21 protein-coding genes are annotated in these 23,156 nt (G+C 61.1%); 9 read left to right on the top strand and 12 right to left on the bottom strand.

What is annotated here, in order from left to right:
- Positions 1 to 44 precede the first annotated feature (44 nt).
- The 5 genes from J2W17_RS07885 to J2W17_RS07865 all read left to right on the top strand — a co-directional run bounded on the left by J2W17_RS07885 (position 45) and on the right by J2W17_RS07865 (position 5,980).
- On the top strand, positions 45 to 1,811 hold the full coding sequence (locus tag J2W17_RS07885; protein ID WP_307331835.1) for an ATP-binding protein: 1,767 nt from the start codon (positions 45 to 47) through the stop codon (positions 1,809 to 1,811).
- The gene (locus J2W17_RS07880) at positions 1,805 to 3,139 is read left to right on the top strand and encodes a sigma-54-dependent transcriptional regulator (RefSeq protein ID WP_307331830.1); all 1,335 of its coding nucleotides are present in this window, start codon (positions 1,805 to 1,807) and stop codon (positions 3,137 to 3,139) included. The genes J2W17_RS07885 and J2W17_RS07880 overlap by 7 nt, the downstream gene beginning before the upstream one ends.
- A 321-nt stretch (positions 3,140 to 3,460) precedes the next feature.
- The gene (locus J2W17_RS07875) at positions 3,461 to 4,780 is read left to right on the top strand and encodes an MFS transporter (protein WP_307331827.1); all 1,320 of its coding nucleotides are present in this window, start codon (positions 3,461 to 3,463) and stop codon (positions 4,778 to 4,780) included.
- 109 nt (positions 4,781 to 4,889) lie between these two features.
- The gene (locus tag J2W17_RS07870; RefSeq protein WP_307331824.1) at positions 4,890 to 5,084 is read left to right on the top strand and encodes a hypothetical protein; all 195 of its coding nucleotides are present in this window, start codon (positions 4,890 to 4,892) and stop codon (positions 5,082 to 5,084) included.
- 266 nt (positions 5,085 to 5,350) lie between these two features.
- Positions 5,351 to 5,980 carry a flavin reductase family protein gene (locus J2W17_RS07865; RefSeq protein ID WP_307331821.1) on the top strand — a complete coding sequence of 210 codons (630 nt, stop codon included), beginning with the start codon at positions 5,351 to 5,353 and terminating at the stop codon, positions 5,978 to 5,980.
- On the opposite strand, the gene J2W17_RS07860 is transcribed toward J2W17_RS07865, so the two are convergent.
- Positions 5,981 to 6,211, bottom strand: a complete 231-nt coding sequence (locus tag J2W17_RS07860) for a hypothetical protein (RefSeq protein ID WP_307331819.1) — start codon at positions 6,209 to 6,211, stop codon at positions 5,981 to 5,983. It abuts the gene before it with no gap.
- A gap of 41 nt (positions 6,212 to 6,252) precedes the next feature.
- Positions 6,253 to 6,606: an antibiotic biosynthesis monooxygenase family protein gene (locus J2W17_RS07855; RefSeq protein ID WP_307331818.1), complete on the bottom strand. Its 354-nt coding sequence runs from the start codon at positions 6,604 to 6,606 to the stop codon at positions 6,253 to 6,255.
- Positions 6,607 to 7,036: 430 nt separating this feature from the next.
- Here J2W17_RS07855 and J2W17_RS07850 point away from each other — a divergent pair, with 430 nt between their 5' ends.
- Positions 7,037 to 7,966 carry an AraC family transcriptional regulator gene (locus J2W17_RS07850; RefSeq protein ID WP_307331815.1) on the top strand — a complete coding sequence of 310 codons (930 nt, stop codon included), beginning with the start codon at positions 7,037 to 7,039 and terminating at the stop codon, positions 7,964 to 7,966.
- Positions 7,967 to 8,118: 152 nt separating this feature from the next.
- Here the strand turns inward: J2W17_RS07850 and J2W17_RS07845 are convergent, their stop codons facing one another.
- The 6 genes from J2W17_RS07845 to J2W17_RS07820 form a co-directional block, all read right to left on the bottom strand.
- On the bottom strand, positions 8,119 to 9,174 hold the full coding sequence (locus J2W17_RS07845; RefSeq protein ID WP_307331812.1) for an ABC transporter ATP-binding protein: 1,056 nt from the start codon (positions 9,172 to 9,174) through the stop codon (positions 8,119 to 8,121).
- A 156-nt stretch (positions 9,175 to 9,330) separates the two neighbouring features.
- Positions 9,331 to 10,179, bottom strand: coding sequence for an ABC transporter permease (locus tag J2W17_RS07840; protein WP_307331809.1), 849 nt, complete (start codon positions 10,177 to 10,179; stop codon positions 9,331 to 9,333).
- Positions 10,176 to 11,084, bottom strand: a complete 909-nt coding sequence (locus J2W17_RS07835; RefSeq protein ID WP_307331807.1) for an ABC transporter permease — start codon at positions 11,082 to 11,084, stop codon at positions 10,176 to 10,178. The genes J2W17_RS07840 and J2W17_RS07835 overlap by 4 nt, the downstream gene beginning before the upstream one ends.
- Positions 11,085 to 11,277: 193 nt before the next feature.
- Positions 11,278 to 12,381, bottom strand: a complete 1,104-nt coding sequence (locus tag J2W17_RS07830; protein WP_307331804.1) for an ABC transporter substrate-binding protein — start codon at positions 12,379 to 12,381, stop codon at positions 11,278 to 11,280.
- 295 nt (positions 12,382 to 12,676) lie between these two features.
- Entirely contained in the window at positions 12,677 to 14,125 is a 1,449-nt protein-coding gene (locus J2W17_RS07825; protein WP_307331801.1) for an aldehyde dehydrogenase family protein, read from the bottom strand.
- Entirely contained in the window at positions 14,122 to 15,759 is a 1,638-nt protein-coding gene (locus tag J2W17_RS07820; RefSeq protein WP_307332398.1) for a 5-guanidino-2-oxopentanoate decarboxylase, read from the bottom strand. The genes J2W17_RS07825 and J2W17_RS07820 overlap by 4 nt, the downstream gene beginning before the upstream one ends.
- A 159-nt stretch (positions 15,760 to 15,918) precedes the next feature.
- On the opposite strand from J2W17_RS07820, the gene J2W17_RS07815 reads away from it, so the two are divergent.
- Entirely contained in the window at positions 15,919 to 16,800 is an 882-nt protein-coding gene (locus J2W17_RS07815) for a LysR substrate-binding domain-containing protein (protein WP_307331796.1), read from the top strand.
- A 287-nt stretch (positions 16,801 to 17,087) separates the two neighbouring features.
- Complete coding sequence (locus J2W17_RS07810) at positions 17,088 to 17,264, top strand: hypothetical protein (RefSeq protein ID WP_307331792.1); 177 nt, start codon at positions 17,088 to 17,090, stop codon at positions 17,262 to 17,264.
- A gap of 9 nt (positions 17,265 to 17,273) precedes the next feature.
- On the opposite strand, the gene J2W17_RS07805 is transcribed toward J2W17_RS07810, so the two are convergent.
- Positions 17,274 to 18,170: a helix-turn-helix domain-containing protein gene (locus J2W17_RS07805; RefSeq protein WP_307331789.1), complete on the bottom strand. Its 897-nt coding sequence runs from the start codon at positions 18,168 to 18,170 to the stop codon at positions 17,274 to 17,276.
- Between the two features lie 318 nt (positions 18,171 to 18,488).
- Between J2W17_RS07805 and J2W17_RS07800 the strand changes: the two genes are divergently transcribed.
- Positions 18,489 to 20,006 carry an MDR family MFS transporter gene (locus J2W17_RS07800; protein ID WP_307331786.1) on the top strand — a complete coding sequence of 506 codons (1,518 nt, stop codon included), beginning with the start codon at positions 18,489 to 18,491 and terminating at the stop codon, positions 20,004 to 20,006.
- A 95-nt stretch (positions 20,007 to 20,101) separates the two neighbouring features.
- Here J2W17_RS07800 and J2W17_RS07795 read toward each other — a convergent pair whose 3' ends face one another.
- The 3 genes from J2W17_RS07795 to J2W17_RS07785 form a co-directional block, all read right to left on the bottom strand.
- Positions 20,102 to 20,974 (bottom strand): ATPase, encoded by an 873-nt coding sequence (locus J2W17_RS07795; protein ID WP_307331784.1) that lies wholly within the window; start codon positions 20,972 to 20,974, stop codon positions 20,102 to 20,104.
- A gap of 107 nt (positions 20,975 to 21,081) precedes the next feature.
- Positions 21,082 to 22,074, bottom strand: coding sequence for an NAD-dependent epimerase/dehydratase family protein (locus J2W17_RS07790; protein WP_307331779.1), 993 nt, complete (start codon positions 22,072 to 22,074; stop codon positions 21,082 to 21,084).
- Between the two features lie 96 nt (positions 22,075 to 22,170).
- Positions 22,171 to 23,076 carry a LysR family transcriptional regulator ArgP gene (locus J2W17_RS07785; RefSeq protein WP_307332395.1) on the bottom strand — a complete coding sequence of 302 codons (906 nt, stop codon included), beginning with the start codon at positions 23,074 to 23,076 and terminating at the stop codon, positions 22,171 to 22,173.
- Positions 23,077 to 23,156 lie beyond the last annotated feature (80 nt).

Below are 23,156 nucleotides of genomic sequence, written 5' to 3'. Positions count from 1 at the left end.
CATGGTATGGTGCGCCCCCCTGCAATCATTGTGTTATGCCCCGCATGTTCGAGTCTTCCCGCCCCCTGCGCCTGACGCTGTACATCATTGTTATCCTGGCTGGCGCACTGCTGGCCGCCACGCTGGCCATACGCCATGCCGAGCATCAGGCCCAAGTGGAAGACACCGCCCGCGCACATCAGCAATTGGGGTTGTACGCCACGTCGTTGCACACGCTGATCGAGCGGTACCGCGCCCTGCCCGCCGTGCTCGCCCTGGACCCGCAATTGCGTTCGGCACTCAAGGGCCCGCTGAGCCCCGAGCAACAGCAAGCGCTGAACCTCAAGCTGGAAAAAATCAACGGTGCAGCCGAATCCTCGACCCTGGAACTGCTCGATCACACCGGCCTTGCCATTGCAGCCAGCAACTGGCGTTTGCCCAGTAGTTACGTCGGCCACAACTACGGTTTTCGCCCCTATTTCAGCCAGACCCGCACCCAGGGCACCGGGCGCTTTTACGCGGTGGGGGTGACCAGCGGGATTCCCGGTTACTTCCTGTCCAGTGCGGTCACCGATGACGATGGCCGGTTCCTCGGCGCGATGGTGGTGAAACTCGAGTTTCCGGAACTGGAGCGCGAATGGCGTCAGGGCAGCGACACGCTGCTGGTCAGTGACGCACGCGGTATTATTTTCATCGCCAACCAGCCGGGCTGGCGTTATCGCCTGTTGCAACCGCTGAGCGACAGCGATCACGCCGAACTTAAAGCCACCCGCCAGTACGACAAGCAGCCCCTGACGCTGCTGGACTACCAGACCCTGCACCGCTTCGACGACGACAGCGATCTGACCCGGGTCGATGGCCCTGACGGCGAGGCCGATTACCTGTGGGAATCCCTGCCGCTGGCCGCCGAAGGCTGGACGCTGCACCTGCTGCGCCGTCCGCAAGTGGCCTTTGAAGATGTGCGCAACGCGGCCCTGGCCGCTGCCGGATTGTGGCTGACGCTGGTGTTCCTGCTGCTGTTCCTCAACCAGCGCTGGCGCCTGGCAAAAATGCGCCAGCGCAGTCACGAAGAACTCGAACTGCTGGTGCAAGAGCGCACCCGCGACCTGCGCACGGCGCAGGACGGCCTGGTGCAGTCGGCCAAGCTCGCGGCTCTCGGCCAGATGTCCGCCGCGCTGGCCCATGAAATCAACCAGCCGCTGACCGCCCAGCGCATGCAGCTTGCCACGCTTAGGCTCCTGCTCGATCACGGCCGAATCGATGACGCCTACAAGGCGCTCAAACCGGTGGATGACATGCTGACACGCATGGCCGCCCTCACCGGTCATTTGAAAACCTTCGCCCGCAAAAGCCCCAGCGGTTTGCGCGAACGCCTGGACCTGGCAGCAGTGGTGGACCAATCCCTGCAACTGCTCGACACCCGTCTGCGCGATGAACAGGTGAGCACGGTGCTGCATCTGACGCGTCCGGCCCGGGTGCGCGGCGATGCGATTCGCCTGGAACAGGTGCTGATCAATCTGCTGCGCAACGCCATCGATGCGATGCAGGATAAATCCTGCAAGCGTCTGGAAATCCGCCTCGAAGCAGACGAACAACAGTGGCGCCTGAGCGTGATCGACAACGGCGGCGGTATCGCCGAGGAAAACCTGGCGAAGGTGTTCGATCCGTTCTTCACCACCAAACCGGTGGGCGATGGCCTGGGCATCGGCCTGGCGGTATCCTTCGCCATCGTGCACGAATCGGGTGGACGCCTGAGCGCCGCTAATCACGACAAGGGCGCGGTGTTCACCCTCACCTTGCCGATCGACCTGGAGGCTCAAGGCCCATGCTGAATTCAGTGATGGTGGTCGACGACGAAAGCAGCATCCGCGATGCCGTCGAACAATGGCTGAGCCTGTCGGGTTTCGAGGTACAGCTGTTCAGCCGTGCCGATGAATGCCTTGCGCAGTTGCCGAAACACTTCCCGGGAGTGATCCTCAGCGACGTGCGCATGCCCGGCATGACCGGCCTGGAACTGCTGGCCGAAGTACAGCGACGCGATGCCGATCTGCCGGTGATCCTGCTGACCGGTCACGGCGACGTACCGATGGCGGTCGAGGCGATCCGCGATGGCGCCTACGACTTCCTCGAAAAGCCGTTCAGCCCCGAAACCCTGCTGGGCAGCCTGCGTCGCGCGCTGGACAAGCGCCGGCTGGTCCTGGAAAACCGTGCCCTGCATGCGCAGGCGGACAATCGCGCCAAACTCGATGCCACGCTGCTGGGCGTGTCCAGGGGGTTGCAGACCTTGCGCCGGCAGGTGCTGGACCTGGCGGCGCTGCCGGTCAATGTGTTGATCCGCGGTGAAACCGGCAGCGGCAAGGAGCTGGTTGCCCGTTGCCTGCACGACTTCGGGCCACGGGCAGCCAAGCCGTTTGTGGCGTTGAACTGCGCGGCGATTCCCGAGCAGTTGTTCGAGGCCGAACTGTTCGGTCATGAAAGCGGCGCGTTCACCGGTGCTCAGGGCAAGCGCATCGGCAAGCTCGAATACGCCGATGGCGGCACGCTGTTTCTCGATGAAATCGAAAGCATGCCCTTGGCCCAGCAAGTGAAATTGCTGCGCGTGTTGCAGGAACAGAAGCTTGAGCGTCTGGGGTCCAATCAAAGCATCAACGTTGATTTGCGAATCATTGCCGCGACCAAACCCGACTTGCTGGACGAAGCGCGCGCCGGACGTTTTCGTGAGGATCTGGCCTACCGCTTGAACGTGGCAGAGTTGCGTTTGCCACCGCTGCGCGATCGTCGCGAAGACATTCCGTTGTTGTTCGAGTGGTTTGCGCAGAACGCCGCCGAGCGACTCGGGCGCACCTTCCCACCCTTGAGCGGGCCGCAGTTGAGCCATTTGCTGAACCACGACTGGCCGGGCAATGTGCGCGAACTGGCGAACGTCGCCGAGCGTCAGGTGTTGGGACTGGACGAGCCGGAACCACCGGGCGTCGAGCCCGGGCAGTCGCTGGCGGCGCAGCAGGAAGCGTTTGAAGCGAATTGCCTGCGCGCGGCGTTGACCCGGCACAAAGGTGATGTGAAAGCGGTGCTCGAAGAACTGCAACTGCCGCGCCGCACCTTCAATGAAAAGATGCAGCGGCATGGGCTGACGCGCGAGATGTTTGTGCAAGGAAGCTGAGTTTTGCAGTGTCTGGACCAGCCTCTTCGCGAGCAAGCCCGCTCCCACATTTTAGACTTTGTCGGTCACAAATCTTGTGTTCACAGCAGATCTACTGTGGGAGCGGGCTTGCTCGCGAAGAGGCCAGTCCAGACAAACAATACCATGAGCCTGTAAGCGGTTTTCCGCTCGCAACCCATCCCGAATAAGCGGAAATCCGCTCACCAAGCCCCGCAACCCCCTCTAAACCGGCCCTCCCCCAATTGGCACAGCTCCTGCTATAGGCCCTGCAGGCTGCGTTTAATCGCACTCCACAAAAACAATTAAACGAAGGATCCTTCAATGGATAACTCCAATACCCTGCCCGCAGGGTCGGCTGCCGCGCCGGCCAAAGCAAGAACCACCTCCAGCCGCATCAAGTCGATCTTCAGCGGCTCTGTCGGCAACATGGTCGAATGGTATGACTGGTACGTCTACGCGGCGTTCTCCCTGTACTTCGCCAAGGCCTTTTTCCCTAAAGGCGACACCACCGCACAGCTTCTGAATACGGCGGCGATCTTCGCCGTGGGCTTCCTGATGCGTCCGATCGGCGGCTGGCTGATGGGCCTGTATGCCGACAAAGTCGGACGCAAAAAGGCGTTGATGGCGTCGGTGTACCTGATGTGCTTCGGCTCCCTGCTGATTGCCCTGAGCCCGGGCTATGAAACCATCGGCATCGGCGCGCCGATCCTGCTGGTGTTTGCCCGTTTGCTGCAGGGCCTGTCGGTCGGTGGCGAATACGGCACATCGGCGACTTACCTCAGTGAGATGGCGACCAGGGAACGTCGTGGCTTCTTCTCCAGTTTCCAGTACGTGACCCTGATCTCTGGCCAGCTCATCGCGCTCGGCGTGCTGATCGTGCTGCAAAACGTGCTGACCACCGAAGAGCTGTATGCCTGGGGCTGGCGTATCCCGTTCGCCATCGGTGCGCTGTGTGCGGTAGTAGCGCTGTACCTGCGTCGTGGCATGGAAGAAACCGAGTCGTTCACCAAAAAAGAAAAAGCCAAGGAAAGCGCAATGCGCACCTTGATGCGCCATCCGAAGGAACTGATGACCGTGGTCGGCCTGACCATGGGTGGCACCCTGGCGTTCTATACCTACACCACCTACATGCAGAAATACCTGGTGAACACTGTCGGCATGAGCATCTCCGACTCCACCACCATTTCCGCCGCTACGCTGTTCCTGTTCATGTGCCTGCAACCGATCATCGGCGGGCTGTCGGATAAAGTCGGTCGTCGGCCGATCCTGATTGCCTTCGGTGTCCTCGGGACGCTGTTCACCGTGCCGATCCTCACCACCCTCCACACCATCACGACCTGGTGGGGCGCGTTCTTCCTGATCATGGCGGCGCTGATCATCGTCAGCGGCTACACCTCGATCAACGCCGTGGTCAAAGCCGAGCTGTTTCCCACCGAAATCCGCGCCCTGGGCGTTGGCCTGCCCTATGCACTGACCGTGTCGATCTTCGGCGGCACCGCTGAATACATCGCGCTGTGGTTCAAGAGCATCGGCATGGAAACCGGTTACTACTGGTATGTCACTGCGTGCATTGCCGTGTCGCTGCTGGTCTACATCACCATGAAAGACACCCGCAAGCACTCGCGGATCGAGACGGACTGACCCTGTCATAAACAAACTGTCACACAAGCCGGCAACCGGATTAATCGCTGGTTAATGCCCTCCATGGACCCTCCAGGTGTTTGATTTTACAAGCACCTGGAGTAACCCCATGACATCCAAACTGTTCCCCGCCCTGATCCTTGCCGCTCTGGCCGCCAACACCTACGCCGCCGACGGTTACGACAAAACCGGCTCGGCCGCCTTCACCGCCCAGGCCCATACGCCTGCGCAACGCACCCAGTCGGACACCTATGTCGCTGACGATTCCGGTAAAGCCGGGGCCGCAGAAGCCAGCGACGGATAATGGATGGAAGGTTCACAGCCCGGCTTCGGCCGGGTTTTTTCACGTCTGGAGGAACACAAAACTCCAGGATCAGCGGATTCCCCTTGTAGGAGCGAGCTTGCTCGCGAAAAACCTGAGAACGCCGCGTTTAACCAGACAACCCGCGTCATCGTTAACGACCATCGCAAGCAAGCTCGCTCCTACAAGGGGATCGAGTCGACTGGAAATAACGCGCTCGTCCTTGCACTATGGCCCGATCCGCGAATCAGCCTCCAGGAACCCTCTCCATGCCCGACGACATCCACTTCTACGAACCCGCCAATGGTCACGGCCTGCCTCACGATCCGTTCAATGCGATCGTCGGCCCGCGCCCCATCGGCTGGATTTCTTCACAGGATGCCAACGGCCGCTTGAACCTGGCGCCCTACAGCTTCTTCAATGCCTTCAACTACATCCCGCCGATCATTGGTTTTTCCAGCATCGGGCGTAAAGACAGCCTGAACAACATCGAACAGACGGGCGAGTTCGCCTGGAACCTGGCCACCCGGCCACTGGCCGAGCAAATGAACCAGAGCTGCGCCATGGTCGCGCCTGAGGTCAATGAATTCGAGCTGTCCGGGCTGACGCCGGCAGCCTCGAAAATCATTCAGGTGCCCCGGGTGGCGGAAAGCCCGGTGTCGTTCGAGTGCAAGGTCACCCAGATCATTCAGTTGCAGCGGGCCGACGCAAACGTGGTGCCCAGCTGGCTGATCCTCGGCGAAGTGGTCGCCGTGCATATCGCCAAATGGTTGCTCAAGGACGGGGTGTACGACACCGCCGCGGCAGAACCGATTCTGCGCGGGGGCGGGCCAGCGGATTATTTCCAGCTGGGGCCTGAGGCATTGTTCAAGATGTTCCGCCCGGGGGCGGTCAAGTAATTACCAGATCAGCTCACCCTCGTCGCCGACCCCCTTGAGGCGGGTCAATTCCCGGGCGGCAGCTTCGTCCGCTTCCCTGGCGGTCTTGAACGTCTGGTCTTCCAGCAGTTTGTTGAAGCGCGGTGCACCGGAGCCACCGATTGCTTTGGTGGCAATCGCGGCGTAGTAACCGCCCTCACGGGGCACTACGGCCGATACGGCTTCGAAGGTTTCAAAAGCTTTGCGTGCCATGTCGCGGATCCTGGCTAATGGAGAATGACGCCATTAAACCTTCAACCGACCAGTTTGTGTACCGGTGCCTGTGCGTGACCCAACGCCTGGACCGCCGACACGTCCCTGAAAGTATGGAAATCCAGGCTGTTGACCACCAGTTCCTGCACCAGCTCGGCAAAAATCTCCATGGCCGGGCTGCTGAAATAGGCGGTCATCGCCTGTTGATTGATCCAGAATCCGGACACCAACCACAAATCGGGATCGCATTGCGAGTGTTGCAAGGCAAAGCTCAAGCAACCCGGTGCGCTGCGCGACGGCTCGATCAAGGCACTCAGGCGCACGCCGAGTTCTGCCGAACGCCCGGCGCGCGCCCGGACAAAGGCCATATGACTGACGGGGATCTGCGTAGACATGTTCAACCCTCCCAGGTAGTCGACCGCAGCCGTGGGACGGGCTGCGACAGGATCCAAGGTTAAGCGCCCGGGCGCGGCCCCGTTAGTCGATTCCTGCCGGCTTGTTGCACAATCCTGCGCGGCTGCTCCCGGCACCTGTAATAACGTGTAAAGCCTGTCACAGGGCTGTCATGCGACTTTCAAGCAAGTTTTCCGGGCACTGGACGGTCATGCCAGCGCGACCTCCCCAGCCCGTGCAGGATCAGGCAAGCTTTTCGCAGGATGTGTCTACCGCTGTGCCTTGCACAAACTTAAGCTCTGCTCATTACCCATGCCCCCCCTGTAGGAGTTGGCTTGCCAGCGAAGAGGCCATCATATTCAACATGGATGTCGCCAGACACGCCGCCTTCGCTGGCAAGCCAGCTCCTACATACCCAAAGAGGAAGCCCGCATGTCGTCACTCGATCAGTTTCAGGCACCGCTGAATGCCGACATGGAGAAGCAGCGCACGGAACTGGCCGCCATCATCCGCCGCAATACCCAGGACGATGGTACGTATGCCACGGCCGTCGGCTCGCTGTTCATGTCGCGCCACAGCCAATCCCATGAATTTGCCCCGGTACTGGCGCAACCGGCGCTGTGCATCATGGCCCAGGGGCGCAAGGAAGTGCGGCTGGCCGACGAGTTTTTCAACTACGACCCGCTCAATTACCTGGTGGTGTCAGTGTCGATGCCCTTGAGCGGACGGGTCGTGAATGTGTCCCCTGAAGAACCCATCCTCGCCGTGCGACTGGACATCGATGCGGCGGAAATCACCGCCCTGATTGCCGACGCCGGCCCGCTTGGCGTGCCCACACGACCCACGGGGCGCGGCCTGTATGTCGAACGGATAGACACGGCGATGCTTGACGCCGTGCTGCGTCTCGCCCGGTTGCTGGACACACCGAAAGACATCGCCATGCTCGCGCCGCTGATTCGGCGGGAGATTCTCTACCGACTGTTGCGCAGCCAGCAGGGCCATCGGCTTTATGAAATTGCCATCGCCAACAGCCAGAGCCATCGCATCAGCCAGGCGATCAAATGGCTCAACGGCAACTATGAGCAACCGCTGCGCATCGATGATCTGGCCAAGGAAGTGAACCTGAGTGTGTCGACCTTGCATCATCGGTTCAAGGCCATGACGGCGATGAGTCCGTTGCAATATCAGAAGCAGTTGCGCTTGCAGGAGGCGCGGCGGTTGATGCTGGCCGAAGGGCTGGAGGCTTCGGCGGCGGGATATCGGGTGGGGTATGAAAGCCCGTCGCAATTCAGCCGCGAGTACAGCCGGTTGTTCGGGGCGCCGCCGTTGAGGGATTTGGCGCGGTTGCGGTTGTCGGTTTGATCCGGCATTTGCTGTGTGGCTGATGGCCCCTTCGCTGGCAAGCCAGCGCCTACAGGGTTCGTCGGTGTTCACACAATTTTGTGACTGCCAATAATCCCTGTAGGAGCTGGCTTGCCAGCGAAGAGGCCCTTACAGTCAACCCACCTTTAGAGTCAGGCGCTGAGTACCCGACACGCCTCAGCCGGCAAGGTCACCGACACCGGATTGCCAATGCTCAACCCAAACCCCTGGCACGGCGTGCTCAACGCGGTAAACGACACCCCCGAACACTCCACCGTCGTTTCAATCGTCGCGCCGATATCGCGCACGAATGTCACCTTGCCCAGCAAGCGATTGCCCGCAGTCGCTTGCGGCTGCGACAGTTGCAGGTCTTCAGGGCGGATCAGCATCCTGACCTTCTCCCCCACCACGATGCTGCTGCAGATCGGCACTTGCAGCGCATCGCCACCCGGCAAGCCCACCCTGCCATTACCCAGCGCGGTGGCCGGGAAGATGTTGCCCGAGCCGATGAAGTCCGCGACGAATTCGTTGGCCGGATGGCGGTAAATCTCAATCGGCGTCCCTACTTGCTGCACGCGATGTTCGCCCAGCACAACGACGATATCCGCCATGGTCATGGCTTCACGCTGATCGTGGGTCACCATGATGGTGGTGATGTTCAGGCGCTGTTGCAGTTGGCGGATTTCCACCTGCATGGATTCGCGCAGCTTGGCATCCAGCGCCGACAGCGGTTCATCCAGCAACAGTATTTTCGGGTGATTGGCAATCGCCCGGGCAATCGCCACGCGCTGGCGTTGGCCGCCTGAGAGTTTCGACACCGGACGGTCGATCATTTCCTGCAGTTGGATCAGTTGCAGCAGCTCCACCACCCGCGCCTGCTGCTCGGCCTTGCCGACCCCGCGCAGTTTCAGCGGATAGGCGATGTTCTCCCCCACGGTCATGTGCGGAAACAGCGCCAGGGATTGAAACACCATGCCGAAATTGCGCTGGTGCGCCGGGGTGTGACCGATGTCTTCACCGTCCAGGCGAATCTCGCCGCCGCTCAGGGTTTCAAGCCCGGCGATCATGCGCAGCAAAGTAGTCTTGCCGCAGCCCGACGGGCCGAGGAAACACACCAGTTTGCCCTCCGGCAAATGCAGGTTCACATCCTTTACCGCGCAGGCCGAGCCATAATGTTTCTCGACGTTTTCCAGAATCAGACCAGACATATATCACCTCAGTAATTATGGTTCTGGCTGGAGGTCGCCGAGCGATGATCAGGCAAGGCAAAAGTCTGCGAAGAAGCGGAGTTGACTTTAGTCAATGAGCATTCTGAGCTGACTTTTAACGCAGCATGATCGAGCGCAGGCACCTCCAGGCAGAAGCTAGAACGAAACGCCGCCTTCACCGACCAGCTTCTCCAACGCCCAGATCAGGACGAAGTCGATCAGCACGATCAGCACGGCAAAAGAGAAAACGGTTGGGTCGAGCGAAGACACGGTGCGGCTGTACATCCAGATCGGCACGGTCATGACGTCGATGGTGTAGAGAAAATAGGTCACGGTGAATTCGTTGAACGAGACGATGAACGCCAGCAGCATCCCCGCCAGAATTCCGGACTTCATCAACGGCACCACCACATCGACAATCGCCCGCAGCGGTGAGGCGCCGAGCATCTGCGCGGCCTCCTCGACTTCGCTGCCGATGGAGAGCATCGCGGCGGTGCAGTTCTTCACCACGAACGGCAACGCCAGAATCACGTGGGCAATCACCAGCCGCGACGTCGTCATCTGGAATGGCAGGCTGTCGAACACCAGCAGCAACGCCAGCCCCAACACCACCATCGGGAATACCAGGGGCAAAGACATGAGCTGCAGCGCCACGGCCTTGCCACGGAACTCGCAACGGGTCAGCGCGTAAGCCGCCGGCACCGCGACCATCGTGGCGAATACCATGGTCAGGCACGCCACCATCAGGCTGGTGCTCATGGCCTTGCCCAGGCTCAGCACATCGCTGGAGTCCGGCGAGACAAAGGTGTGCCAGGCAGCCTTGTACCATTGCAGGCTGTAGCTGCTCGGCGGGAAGTCGAGGTTCGACGCTCCGCTGAACGACATCACGATCATTGTCAGGATCGGCAACACCGCCAGCAGCAGGATGAAGCCCGACAGAATGCCGGCAAACTTGCCGGTCTCGCCGGGCAACAGCCCGTAACGCTTCTTGATCAAGGTGCTCATTGGGAAGCCTCAAGCATGCGCCGACGACGGCCTGTGATGAATTCGGACAAGGTCATGATCGCGAGCGTGGTGACAATCAACACCACACCGGCGGCGGAGGCGGCAGGCCAGTTCATCAGCGGGGCGATCTGGTCATGCACCATCACCGCCAGCATCGGCACCCGCCGGCCACCGAGCAGCAGCGGTACCACGAAGCTGCTGGCGTTGTAGGCGAAGACCAGCGTTGCGCCAGTGATGATCCCCGGCATGCTCATCGGCAGTACCACCTGGCGGAACACCTGCCAGCGACTCGCGCCCAGGGTTGCAGCGGCTTCTTCATAGGTACGGGCGACGCCGCGCATGGCGCTGGCAATCGGCAGCACCGCCAGCGGGAAGGCCGTCTGCACCAGGCCCATCAGCACGCCGTTCTGGTTGTACAGCAGCATGATCGGCCGCTTGATCAGGCCCAGGCCCATCAGCGCCTGGTTGAGCATGCCGCCAGGCCCCAGGATCACCAGCCAGCCATAGCTTTGCAGCAGCAGGTTGACCAGCAACGGCAACAGCACCGCCGCCAGGAAGATCCGTCGCACAAAGGGCGAGGTCAGCCGCGACATGGTGTAGGCCACCGGGATCGCCAGCACCACCGCGATCACCGCGCTGATCAGGGCCAGGCGCAGGGTCAGCAGCAAGGATTTCAGGTAGTAGGGTTCCAATAGCTGGGCGTAGCTGGCCAGGCTGAACCCGGTCCATTCCGCGCCCTTGGTGCCGACGCTCATGCGCAGGACCAACAGGCTGGCGGCGATCAATACACCCAGAAACAGCATCGACGGCGAGAGGAAGATCCAGGCGCGGGTCGTCGGCGAAACGCCGCGGTTGATGCGCACTGGCGCCGCGCTCACCGGGTGAGTCAGAGGTTGGTGTTCCATAGCAGTGGTCTCGTCAATGGAAAGCAGCTGACGAACACAGCCCTCAAAACCACTTCGGCCCCTGTGGGAGCGAGCTTGCTCGCGATAGCGGTGTATCAGTCGACATCAATGTTGAATGACAGTCAGCAATCGCGAGCAAGCTCGCTCCCACAGGGGATCTTCAGTGGTTGAAGATCCTGTGTTCGCCACTCGATCAGGAAGAAAAGATTTCCGTATAACGACGAATCCATTGGTCATGCACGGAGGCCAGGAAGGCGTTGTCGTGCATGATCGCTTTCTCGGCAATCTGCTCCGGCGTAAGGATGTACGGGCTCTTGCGCGCTTCGGCGGAGATGATTGCCTTGGCATTGACCGGACCGTTGTAAATGTCCTCGGCCATCTTGCCCTGCACCAGCGGGTCCAGGGAGTGGTTGATGAAGGCGTAGACCAGGTCGGTATCGCCCGGACGATTCTTCGGCATCACCGACAGCATCAGGTCGGTGTAGAAGCCTTCCTTCATACCGAAAGTGGCGCCCAGACCGTAGGCCGGATCGCGGATCTGTTTCGGGAAAAACGCCGGTGCGTACAAGCCGCCCATGTCCAGGGAACCGGTGCGAAACAACTCGGCGATCTGGTTCGGGTTTTCCCCCAAGGTCACCACGCGATCCTTGAGTTCGGCGAGTTTCTTGAAGCCAGGTTCGATGTTGTGCTCGTCACCACCGGCCAGTTTGGCGGCAATGATGATCAGGTCCATGGCCTCGGTCCAGTTTGGCGGCGGCAGGAAAATGTTCGGCGACAGGTCCGCATCCCACATCGCGGCGTAGCTGTCCGGTGCGTCTTTCACGGTGCGGGTGCTGTAGACCAGACTGTTGCACCACAGCAGGTAGCCAATGCCGTGGCCACTGGCGCCTGTGCGATATTTCTCCGGCACATCGACCAGGTTGGGAATGCGGTTGAGGTCGGGTTTTTCCAGGAGTCCGGCGGCAGCCAGGCCTTCGGCGCCGACGCCGGCCAGGGTGATGACATCGTACTGCGGACGATCACCGGCGGCCTTGAGTTTTGCGACCATTTCCGAAGTGCTGCCGGTGCGGTCGGCGATGACCTTGCAACCGTACTTGTCCTCGAAGGTTGCCGCGATATTGCGCAGTGCAGCCAGGCCGGTGTCATCGGACCAGGTCAGCAGGCGCAGGGTCTTGCCCTGGAAGCGCGTGTCGCTGGCATTGGCCCGGACGAAGGGCAGGCTCATGGCCGCCGCGGCGACGGACGCCACGCCCACGGTTTTGATGAATTGACGTCTGTTCAGATCATGCTCGCCCATGAAGGACTCCCTTTGTTTTTGTAAGTATGAGGTGGGTCGCAACCCTTGCATCCGCGCGGTCGAATCTGCTTGAAGCCCCCGGTTTCAAAGGGCAAGAGCGGCGCCGACAGCTTCATCCTGAGGTCGTGCAAAACAGCTGACTATCGATAAAAACTCATTGAAGCCATGACGCCGGTGCATGCCTCTTGTAGGAGCGAGCTTGCTCGCGAAAAACGTGAGGGCGCCGCGTTCATCCAGGCAGCCCGCGTAATCGTTAACGTCCATCGCGAGCAAGCTCGCTCCTACAGGAGGGCCGTCAGAGCGCCCGAATCACGTGTTTGATTTCCTGAAAGGCCTGCAATCCCCACGGGCCCAACTCGCGGCCGATGCTGCTCTGCTTGTAGCCACCCCAAGCGGTCTGCGGGAAGATCACTTGCGGGGCGTTGATCCACACCAGCCCCGCCTGCAAGGCATTGGCGACCCGATCCGCAGCCTCGGTATCGCGAGTAACGACGCTGGCCACCAGGCCGAACTGGCTGTCGTTGGCCAGGGCAATGGCCTCGGCTTCGCTGGCAAAACTGCGCACGCAGATCACCGGGCCAAAAATCTCTTCACACCACAGCGCACTGTCCAGGGGCACGTCGGTGAAAATCGTCGGCTGCAAAAAATAGCCCCGCGGCAGGTCTGCCGGACGATTGCCGCCGCACACCAGCCTCGCGCCAGCACTCAAACCGCGATCGATGTGGCCGAGTACGCGCTGGTATTGCGCCTGATTGACCAGTGCGCCCATTTCCACGTTCGGGTCGAACGGATCCGCCACGCGAATCGCTTCGGCGCGGGCTTTCAGTTTCGACAGGAACTCATCGGCCAATTCATCGGCGACCAGCACGCGGCTGGTGGCCGAACACATCTGCCCGGCGTTGAAGAAACCGCCGCCACAGGCCACTTCCACGGCCAGTTCGAGATCGGCATCGGCCAGCACCAGCAGCGAGGATTTACCTCCCAGTTCCAGGCTGACGCCCTTCACCGTTTCCGCAGCCCGTTGCATCACCTGCACGCCGACCGCGTTGCTGCCAGTGAAAGATATCTTGGCAATACGCGGATCGGCCGACAGCGGCGCACCGACCGCCAGGCCCGTACCGCAAACCAGGTTGAACACGCCCTTGGGCAGGCCCGCCCCGGCGATGATCGCCGCCAGTTCCAGCTCCGGCAGCGGGGTGACTTCCGAGGGTTTGAGCACCACGCAGCAACCGGCGGCCAACGCCGGGGCGAGTTTCCAGGCGGTGGTGACCATAGGGAAATTCCATGGCACGATCAGGCCGGCCACACCGCAGGGTTCGCGGCGCAGACGGGCGCTGAAATCGTCGCCAGGCAACTCGACCGCGCTGTCCTGTTTCCCGTCGAGGCCTTCAGCCAGCCCGGCGTAATACTCGAACGTGGCGATCACGTCATCGACGTCGATGGCCGCTTCGAACAGCGGCTTGCCGTTGTTGCTCGACTGCAAGTGCATCAACCGCTCGCGACCGGCCTGCACGCCCGCGGCGATGTTGCGCAGGATCGCGCCACGCTCAGCGCCGGTAGTGCCCGACCAGCCCTTGAAAGCTTCGGTCGCCGCGCAGACCGCTTGCTCGACAGCGCGTTCATCACCGCCATTGACGGTGGTCAGCAAGGCTTCGGTCGCGGGATTGATCACCCGCAGATGTTCGCTGCCGGCCGACCATTGGCCATTGATGTACAGGCCATCGAGCGTCGTAGGAAAACTCATTTCGACACCGCCTGCATCCACTGGCTCTGGTCGATTTCGATCAGCGTCGGGCCTTGGCGATCGGTGGCGGCGCGCAGTGCGCTGCGCAGTTGCTCGACACCCTTGACGGCTTCGGCGGCACAACCCAGCGCCTTGGCCACGCCGATGAAGTCCGGGGTATAGATGTCCACGCCGACCGGCTCGATGGCGCGGTTGACCATGTATTTCTTGATCTCTTCGTAGCCCTGGTTATTCCACAGCAGGACGATCACCGGGGTACGCGCTTCAACGGCGCTGGCCAGTTCCGGCAGAGTGAATTGCAGGCCGCCGTCGCCAATCAGGCATACCACGGGAGGGCGGGCGCCCTTTTCAACGCTGCCGCCAAGCCAGGCGCCAATCGCTGCCGGCAATGCATAGCCGAGGGTGCCGTAGCCGGTGGACGAGTTGAACCAGCGACGCGGGCGTTCCGGGTTGAACGTCAGGTTGCCGGTATAAACGGGCTGGGTTGAATCGCCGACGAATACGGCATTCGGCAACTCGTGCAAAACGGTTTCCAGGAAGCGGGTCTGGGCCAGGGTCGGCGCATCCCAGGTGGCGGCCAGTTCTTCGCGCAAGCGGGCGGCACGAACCTGGCCCCAATCGTTGCGGCGTTCGGCCAGCGACTGATGGGACAGTGCGCTTAGCAAGGCTTGGGCTGCATGACGCGAGTCGGACACCAGCGCCACGTGTGGCGGATAGTTGCGCACGGTCTGATCCGGGTCGATGTCCACCCGCAGCAACTTGCCAGGAATCTCGAATCCACCGGCGAAGGTCACGTCGTAGTCGGTCTCGGCCAGTTCGGTGCCGATCGCCAATACCACGTCGGCCTCGGCCACCAGGGCACGGGTCGCGACCAGGCTCTGGGTCGAACCGATCAGCAGCGGATGGCTGGATTCGAGCATGCCTTTGGCGTTGATGGTCAGGGCCACCGGCGCGTCCAGCAGTTCCGCCAGCTCAGTCAGTTCGGCGGCGGCATTGATGGCACCGCCACCCGCGAGAATCAACGGGCGTTTGGCACCGGCGAGCAATTCGGTCATGCGCCTGACTGCGCTCGGCGAGGCACCGGCGCGATCGATGTTCACCGGCACGCTGGCGAGCAGGTCATCGGCCTCTTCGACCAGAACGTCCAGGGGGATTTCGATGTGCACCGGACGCGGACGACCGGCCTGGAACAGGGCAAAGGCACGGGCCAGCACACCCGGCAACTCGGACGCGGACATCAGGGTGTGGGAAAACGCCGCCACTCCGCCGACCAGGGCGCTCTGGTTCGGCAGTTCATGCAGCTTGCCGCGACCGCCGCCCAACTGGTGGCGGGTCTGTACGCTGGAGATCACCAGCATCGGGATCGAATCGGCATAGGCCTGGCCCATGGCGGTGGTGATGTTGGTCATGCCAGGGCCGGTAATGATAAAGCACACGCCCGGCTTGCCGCTGGTGCGCGCATAGCCGTCGGCCATGAAGCCGGCGCCCTGTTCGTGACGCGGAGTGACGTGGTTGATGCTCGAACGGGCCAGCCCGCGGTACAGCTCCACGGTGTGAACCCCGGGAATGCCAAACACCTCCTTCACCCCATAATCTTCGAGTAACTTGACCAATACTTCGCCGCACGTCGCCATGTCGTTGCCCTTCTTGTTCGATTGAGACGCCAGGCCTGCGCAGTGTTTATGATGAGCGGGCAGGTCCAGGGATGGCCTCATTGGAACGGGCGACACGTACCCGCAACAATGGATAAAAAGTCATACTAGCCATGTCCTCACGTCATACCTTGGATCCCAATGAAACGATTGCCTCCCCTGCCGGCGCTGCACACTTTTCTGATCACCGCGCAGTGCTGCAACTTCACCCGGGCCGCCGAGCAGCTGTACATCACCCAGGGCGCGGTCAGTCGGCAGATCGCCGGGCTGGAAGATCATCTGGGTTATGAATTGTTCATTCGCCAGGCCCGGGGCCTCGATCTCACGGCCAAAGGACGGGAGTGGCTGCCCCGGGTCCAGAAGATTTTCCGCTTGATCGACGAGGCGGTGGAGCAGATAGGCGAGAAGCGCGAAACCCTGCAACTCAAGGCCCCGACCTGTGTCATGCGCTGGTTGTTGCCGCGGCTTTTACAATGGCAAAAAGAGCGTCCGGATGTGCCGGTGGAGTTGACCACCACGGTCAAGCATGGGGTCGATTTTCATCGCGAGCAGTTCGATGCGGCGGTGATGTATGGCGCACCGCCCGACAGCGCCCTGGCCTCCTATCACCTGTTCGATGAGCAACTGACGCCGGTCTGTTCCCGACCGATGCTGGAAGGACCGATGGCCTTGCAGACACCTGCCGATCTGCAACACCACTTGCTCCTGCACCCCACCCGCGATGAGCGCGACTGGAACGCGTGGTTGAAAGCGGCGGATCTTCAATTAAGCAATGTCAGCAAAGGGCAGCATTTCGAAACGCTGGACCTGGCGATGTCGATGGCGTCCCAGGGGACAGGCGTGGCGATTGGCGATTGGTCGTTGATTGGCGACGACCTGAGCGCCGGAAGGCTGGTCATGCCGTTTGAATTGAAGGTGAAAACCGGGTTGGCGTATTACCTGGTTTTCCCCGACAAGCCTGGGCCTTCGCCGAAATTGCGCGAGTTGATGGGGTGGTTGATGGAGCAGGCCCAGGCGCGCTGAGCCCGAAGGCTTGGCGCACAACCCTGTGGGAGCGAGCTTGCTCGCGATTGCGGTGGGTCAGTCGACATATTTGTTGAATGATCAACCGCTATCGCGAGCAAGCTCGCTCCGATCATTCAACAATGATGGCGACTGACCCACCGCTTTCGCGAGCAAGCCCGCTCCCACAAGGGGACATCAGCGTGCTGAATACCGGGTTACATGCAAAAGCCGCTTTGCTGGCAACTCACTGGCGCTGACCTATGCTCAAAGTAATACCCAAGGGTATTCGTTCAGAGGTCAGCGCCATGAACATCAGAACAAGAAGGTACCTCGCCATTTTCATCACCTGTGCAGCGACGCTTGCGCTGTATGGCACCGCAGCCTGGCGGGTAGAGCAGTTGCGTCAACTGCCCCGTGCAGCGGCGAGTTGCAACTTCGAGCGCTGCATGCCCCACAACACGACCTTCAACGCCCTCCGTTAACGAAGGGGGTCAGGTCTCGTTGCCCTGATCGGCCTTCAAGCGGTCGCGAAAAGCCTTGGGCGAGATCCCCACCCGGCGTCGGAACAGGCGTGTGAAGTTGGTCGGATCGGAAAACCCCAATACGTCGGACATTTCATAAATGGTCATGCTGGTGTAGGTCAGCAAACGCTTGGCCTCCAGCAACTGTCGCTCGTGCATGATCTGCAACGCCGGTTGCCCGGCCAACTCTCGACACGTGCCGTTGAGGTGGGACACGGAGATTCCCAGCCGATGCGCCAGATCTTCGACTTTGACGTGCTGGCGATAGGTTTCTTCCACCAACTGGATAAACCCGTTGAGGTACTCCCGGGCTCGCTGTGGGCGCTGGCTGGCGGAGCGGCGTTGAATCACCTGACGGCTGACCCATACCATGATCACGCTGACCAGCGAATGCATGAGCATCTCCCGGGCCGGTTGATGCCCTGTGTACTCGTTTTGCAGCGCGGCAAACAGACTGTTGAGGTACTCGCCATCCTGGCCCGCCGGGTATCTTTCAGCCTCGGCCAAGGCATTCATCGAGTTGCCCAATTGCACCTGCAGATGGGCAACCAGTGGCGCGGCCAGGGTGACCACGAACCCTTCGACGTCTTCGGAAAACCGAAAGCCATGCACCGACAACGGTGGCAGGATCTGGATCGCCGGTTCGGTCAGTTGCGCACGTTTGCCTTCGATTTCAAGCTCTGCCTGACCTTTGAATACGAAGAGCAACTGGCATAAATCGGCGTGACGGTGGGGTTTGATTTCCCATTGGTGTTCGCGGCTGCGATTGGAAATGGTTTCACAGTGCAGCAAGTCCGGGGTTGGCCAGTCCAGGCTTTCACCGTAGAGCTTGAACACTGGAATCGAAGGCAGGTCAGGCTTGTTCATCACTTCAATCCAGGCCTCAGGGGGTGGCGGGCGATAATCGATTGGCAGAATGTACAGGGTTCGGCTGAGTTTTCACCTTCAATTGGCCGACCGGCAAGTGAAAAAAGCAGCATTCGGTCCACAAAAATTATCCGGACATGGCCGAGCCGGCGCTCGAACGATTTGTCTACGCCGTATCGGATCGAAAAATCCTTGCAGTAAATGACGTCGGACTTCCGTATCAGGCTATCGAATAGCCTACTACCGACTTACACTGGCGAGCACTGCCCGCTCGCCTTGCGCCTGGCGGGTGTCAAATCACTGCCCGCAGGTTATACCGTGACCAATCTCCACTCGCCTGATATGCCCAAGCCGGCCATTCGCAGCGTGCTGATCGCCCTGATGCTGGCCATATTTCTCGGCGCGCTGGACCAGACAATCGTCGCGGTTTCAATGCCGGCCATCTCCGCGCAATTCAAGGATGTCAGCCTGTTGGCCTGGGTCATTTCCGGCTACATGGTGGCCATGACCGTTGCCGTGCCGATCTACGGCAAATTGGGCGACCTGTACGGTCGCCGCAGGTTGATGCTGTTCGGCATGGGCCTGTTCACGCTGGCTTCGGTGTTCTGCGGCCTGGCGCAGAGCATGGAGCAGCTGGTGCTGGCGCGGATTTTCCAGGGCATTGGCGCCGGCGGGATGATTTCGGTCAGCCAGGCCATCATCGGCGACATCGTGCCGCCCAGGGAACGCGGTCGTTACCAGGGCTATTTCAGCAGCATGTACGCGGTCGCCAGCGTTGCCGGTCCGGTACTCGGTGGCTACATGACTGAATACCTGTCCTGGCGCTGGGTGTTCCTGATCAATCTGCCCCTGGGCCTGGGCGCATGGCTGGTGGCCCATCGCACCCTGGTGGGGCTGCCGGTTCCCCAGCGCAAACCGATCATCGATTACTTCGGCACGTTATTGATGATCATCGGTTTGACCGCGTTGTTGCTGGGCATCACCGAAGTCGGCCAGGGCCATGCCTGGCGCAGTACCGAAGTATCAGGCCTGCTCGCCTGCTCGATCGTGGTCCTGGCGCTGTTCGTCTGGCATGAGCGTCGGGCGCGGGAGCCGTTGCTGCCGATGCACCTGTTCGCCAACCGCAATGCGGTCCTGTGCTGGTGCACGATTTTCTTCACCAGTTTCCAGGCGATCTCGCTGATTGTGCTGATGCCGCTGCGCTTCCAGAGCGTCACCGGCTCCGGGGCCGACAGCGCCGCGCTGCATCTGCTGCCATTGGCCATCGGCTTGCCGATCGGGGCGTATTTCGCCGGTCGCCGGACCTCGGTGACCGGACGTTACAAACCGATGATCCTGACCGGTGCCGTACTGATGCCGGTTTCGATCATGGGCATGGCGTTCAGTCCGCCACAGGCCTTTGCGCTGAGCAGCCTGTTCATGTTGCTCAGCGGTATCGCTTCAGGCATGCAGTTCCCGACTTCGTTGGTGGGGACGCAAAACGCAGTGGATCAGCGGGACATCGGCGTGGCCACCAGCACCACCAACCTGTTCCGCTCATTGGGCGGCGCCGTGGGCGTGGCATTGATGTCGGCGCTGTTGCTGGCGCTGTTGCAGGACTCCGGTTTCGCCCACCTGTCGGGCTCGTCGCTGGTTGCCGAAGGCAGTTCGGGGAATGTCTTGCTGGATGGTTTGAACGCTGCCCCGGGGGAGGCGCAGGATGCATTGCGGGCGCAGTTGTTGCTGACTTTCCGGCATTTGCTGATGGTGAGTGCGACGGTGTCACTGCTGGGGCTGGCGGCGGCGATTGCCATGCCGAACAGGGTGTTGCGGGGGCGAGAGGATAGGGTTCGGTAGATAACCGAGTCGCCTTCATTCGCGAGCAGGCTCAGCGGTGCCGGCTTGCCAGTGGCGAGGGGGCTGCCCTCGCCAAGTAGCTGTCAGCCAGAGGTTTATGGCCGGGCGCGCAGCTGCTGCGCCAGGGTCTGAATCTGCGCCTGCAGGGTGTTGATGTTGCGCGTGACCTGGCCACGGAAGGCGTCGAATTCGGCGGTGGTGGCGCCTTGTGCCGCACTCGGACGGTTGTCCTGCTGGCTCTTGAGGACAAGCATGTCTTGTTCCAGGCGATCGATGGCAGCGCTCGGGTTGCCTTGCTTTTTCAGCGCGGCGATGTCGGCCCCGAGGCTTTTCAGCTGCACGTCTATCTTGCTGGTGTCGGTCGGGGCATTTTTCAGCGCGGCCAATTCATTGCCCAACGCTTTGACCTGCGCCTGCAATTGGGTATTGGCGCTCTGTTGTTCGGTGTTCTGGGTGGTCATCTGCGCCAGTCGCTTATCCAGCTCGGTGGTTTGCGCAGTCATCTGCGCCAAGCGCTTGTCCAGCTCGGAGGTCTGGCCGGCGACACCTTGCTGCTGCTTGCCCTGGTCCTGTAGTTTGCCTTCCAGCTGTTTGATCTGCAATTTCAGGGCTTCGCTGTCGCTGCTGACGTTGGTCTGGCTGGCGACCACCTTGCCGGAGATGTCCTGCAGGCGCCCCGCCGCTTCCTCGCTGATGCGGGCGAAGCTTTCCTGGGTCGCCACCAGTTGCTGTTCCATCAGCGAGATCTGCTGAAAGCTCCACCAGGCAAGGCCGGCGAAGGCAAAAATCAAGGCGCCGACCAGTGCCCACAACGGGCCGGTGCTCGGACCCTTGACCTTGACCACCGGCGTTGTGCGCGAACGCACCGTGGTGCGGGTGGTGGGCACAAAATCATCGTCGTCGAGGCTGTCTGCACGCAGGCTCGGTACATCGTCGAAGTCGTCGTTGGCATCGTTACGCATGGACATTGAGTCAACCTTTGTGGAACGCGGTGATGGCTTGATGCGGCGAGTATAACCCCCACTGCCGCACCGATTGACCCTGAACCCGCGGACTGGGTTCATTACCGGCTTTTTCAGTGGATGTCCTGAGCCTTCCACCAGCCACAGAACTCGTCCAGGGCCGTCCAGAGACTGACCTTCGGATCGTAATCCAGATAGTGCCGCGCCCGGCTGATGTCCAGGGTGAAATTTTTATTCATGACTTGCATGCCCAGACGCGACAAGGTCGGTTCGGGACGGCCCGGCCACAGTTTGCACGCGCCTTCGTTGAGCGCGGCCACGGTGTAGGCCAGACCGAAGGAACGGTAGCGGGTGACCTGTGGCACGTCCATGCTGCGCATCACGTAATTGACCACATCCCACAACGGCACCGGCGCACCGTTACTGATGTTGTAGGCCTTGCCCAAGGCTGAGCCCGTCGCCAGCAAGCTGCTAAGCAACGCTTCGTTCAGGTTCTGCACGCTGGTGAAATCAACCTTGTTCAAACCGTTGCCGATGATTGCCAGGCGACCTTTGCGTTGCATGTTCAGCAACCGTGGGAAAATGCTCATGTCGCCGGCACCCGTTACGAAGCGCGGGCGCAAGGCCAGGGTTTCGAGGCCGAATTCCTGGGCACCGAAGACCTTTTGCTCGGCCAGGTATTTGGTCGCCGCGTAGGGATGCCTGAAGCGCTTGGGCACCTGTTCTTCGGTCAACCCAAGATGATCGCGGCCATCGAAATAGATCGATGGCGACGACAAGTGCACCAGCCGCCGAACCCGCTGTTTCAGGCAGGCTTCGACCACGTTTTCGGTGACCTGGACGTTGCCTTGATGAAAGTCCTGGTAACGCCCCCACAACCCGACAGCGCCAGCGCAATGGACCACCGCTTCAACGTCGCGGCACAAGTCTCGCGCCAGCTGCGGGTCGCTCAGGTCGCCCTGGATGAACTCGGCGCCACGGCGCACCAAATGCTCCACACTCTCGGCCCGGCGACCGTTGACCCGCACGTCCAGCCCCTGTTCCAAGGCAAAACGCGCAAAGCGCCCGCCAATGAAACCGCTGGCGCCGGTAACCAGAATCTTCATGTATTGCTCCAACAAATGCAGGTGCAAGCTTCAAGCCACAAGCTGCAAGCTAAAAACGGTCCACAAGCGCTTTACTTGCAGCTTGCAGCTTGACGCTCAAGGCTGCTCCCAAGGCACCAGCCATTGCTTCGATGAGCGCACCAATTGATCGGTGAGCAACCCCAACAGCTGACCGCCATTGCGCCAATGATGCCAGTACAGCGGCACATCGATGGGCTTATCTGGCAAAAGCTCGCGCAGCACGCCTCGCTCCAGTTGATCGCGCACCTGCAGCTCAGGCACCAGCCCCCACCCCAGGCCGGCCTCCGTGAGACGGATAAAACCTTCGGACGATGGACATAAATGGTGTTCGAAACCGCCGTCCACACCCAGAGAGGCCAGATAGCGATGCTGCAGGAAGTCGTCCGGACCGAATACCAGCGCCGGGGTCTGTGCCAACCGCTCGGCACGCACACCTTCGGGAAAATGCCGGGCAATGAAGGCTGGGCTGGCCAGCGCGCGGTAGCGCATCGCGCCCAGCAACACACTGCGCGCGCCAGCCACCGGGCGCTCGCTGGCACAGACGCAGGCCGCCACTTCGCCTGCGCGCATGCGTTTGAGGCCGACGGTCTGGTCTTCGACCACCAGGTCCAGCAGCAAATGTTGCTCCGCACAGAAGTCGCCCACCGCCACCGCCCACCAGGTGGCCAGGCTGTCGGCATTCAGGGCGATGCGCAGGCGTTCCGGCAGCCCTTCTTCGTCCAGGGCCGGTACCAGGGTCTGCAGATCGCGCTCAAGCAAACGCACTTGCTGCACGTGGTTGAGCAACCGCCGACCGATTTCAGTCGGGGCCGGTGGCGTCACTCGCACCAACACCGGTTGGCCAACCCGCGCCTCCAGCAACTTGATGCGCTGCGAGATCGCCGATTGGGACAACCCCAGCACCTGCGCCGCGCGCTCGAATCCCGCTTGCTCGACCACCGCGGCCAAGGCAGAAAGCAATTTGTAGTCGAACATCAGTATTCCTAATGAGCGATCAGCAATATTGGTTTTTCTTATACAACGTAGCACCGGAGAATAGCCAGCAAGCACTTTTGAATGAG

The sequence above is a fragment of the Pseudomonas lini genome, from assembly GCF_030812475.1.
In the GTDB taxonomy this organism is placed as follows: domain Bacteria; phylum Pseudomonadota; class Gammaproteobacteria; order Pseudomonadales; family Pseudomonadaceae; genus Aquipseudomonas; species Aquipseudomonas lini_A.
The sequence above is the reverse complement of the archived record's forward strand: the minus strand, read 5'-3'. Positions and strand labels throughout refer to the sequence as shown.

What these genes read in the sequence shown, in the direction of transcription:
- J2W17_RS07885 (WP_307331835.1), top strand. Translation starts at nt 45, where the DNA reads ATGTTCGAGTCTTCCCGCCCCCTGCGCCTGACGCTGTACATCATTGTT.
- J2W17_RS07790 (WP_307331779.1), bottom strand. Translation starts at nt 22,074, where the DNA reads ATGAAGATTCTGGTTACCGGCGCCAGCGGTTTCATTGGCGGGCGCTTT.
- J2W17_RS07870 (WP_307331824.1), top strand. Translation starts at nt 4,890, where the DNA reads ATGACATCCAAACTGTTCCCCGCCCTGATCCTTGCCGCTCTGGCCGCC.
- J2W17_RS07875 (WP_307331827.1), top strand. Translation starts at nt 3,461, where the DNA reads ATGGATAACTCCAATACCCTGCCCGCAGGGTCGGCTGCCGCGCCGGCC.
- J2W17_RS07880 (WP_307331830.1), top strand. Translation starts at nt 1,805, where the DNA reads ATGCTGAATTCAGTGATGGTGGTCGACGACGAAAGCAGCATCCGCGAT.
- J2W17_RS07805 (WP_307331789.1), bottom strand. Translation starts at nt 18,170, where the DNA reads ATGAACAAGCCTGACCTGCCTTCGATTCCAGTGTTCAAGCTCTACGGT.
- J2W17_RS07825 (WP_307331801.1), bottom strand. Translation starts at nt 14,125, where the DNA reads ATGAGTTTTCCTACGACGCTCGATGGCCTGTACATCAATGGCCAATGG.
- J2W17_RS07860 (WP_307331819.1), bottom strand. Translation starts at nt 6,211, where the DNA reads ATGGCACGCAAAGCTTTTGAAACCTTCGAAGCCGTATCGGCCGTAGTG.
- J2W17_RS07810 (WP_307331792.1), top strand. Translation starts at nt 17,088, where the DNA reads ATGAACATCAGAACAAGAAGGTACCTCGCCATTTTCATCACCTGTGCA.
- J2W17_RS07830 (WP_307331804.1), bottom strand. Translation starts at nt 12,381, where the DNA reads ATGGGCGAGCATGATCTGAACAGACGTCAATTCATCAAAACCGTGGGC.
- J2W17_RS07820 (WP_307332398.1), bottom strand. Translation starts at nt 15,759, where the DNA reads ATGGCGACGTGCGGCGAAGTATTGGTCAAGTTACTCGAAGATTATGGG.
- J2W17_RS07815 (WP_307331796.1), top strand. Translation starts at nt 15,919, where the DNA reads ATGAAACGATTGCCTCCCCTGCCGGCGCTGCACACTTTTCTGATCACC.
- J2W17_RS07850 (WP_307331815.1), top strand. Translation starts at nt 7,037, where the DNA reads ATGTCGTCACTCGATCAGTTTCAGGCACCGCTGAATGCCGACATGGAG.
- J2W17_RS07855 (WP_307331818.1), bottom strand. Translation starts at nt 6,606, where the DNA reads ATGTCTACGCAGATCCCCGTCAGTCATATGGCCTTTGTCCGGGCGCGC.
- J2W17_RS07845 (WP_307331812.1), bottom strand. Translation starts at nt 9,174, where the DNA reads ATGTCTGGTCTGATTCTGGAAAACGTCGAGAAACATTATGGCTCGGCC.
- J2W17_RS07835 (WP_307331807.1), bottom strand. Translation starts at nt 11,084, where the DNA reads ATGGAACACCAACCTCTGACTCACCCGGTGAGCGCGGCGCCAGTGCGC.
- J2W17_RS07840 (WP_307331809.1), bottom strand. Translation starts at nt 10,179, where the DNA reads ATGAGCACCTTGATCAAGAAGCGTTACGGGCTGTTGCCCGGCGAGACC.
- J2W17_RS07865 (WP_307331821.1), top strand. Translation starts at nt 5,351, where the DNA reads ATGCCCGACGACATCCACTTCTACGAACCCGCCAATGGTCACGGCCTG.
- J2W17_RS07795 (WP_307331784.1), bottom strand. Translation starts at nt 20,974, where the DNA reads ATGTCCATGCGTAACGATGCCAACGACGACTTCGACGATGTACCGAGC.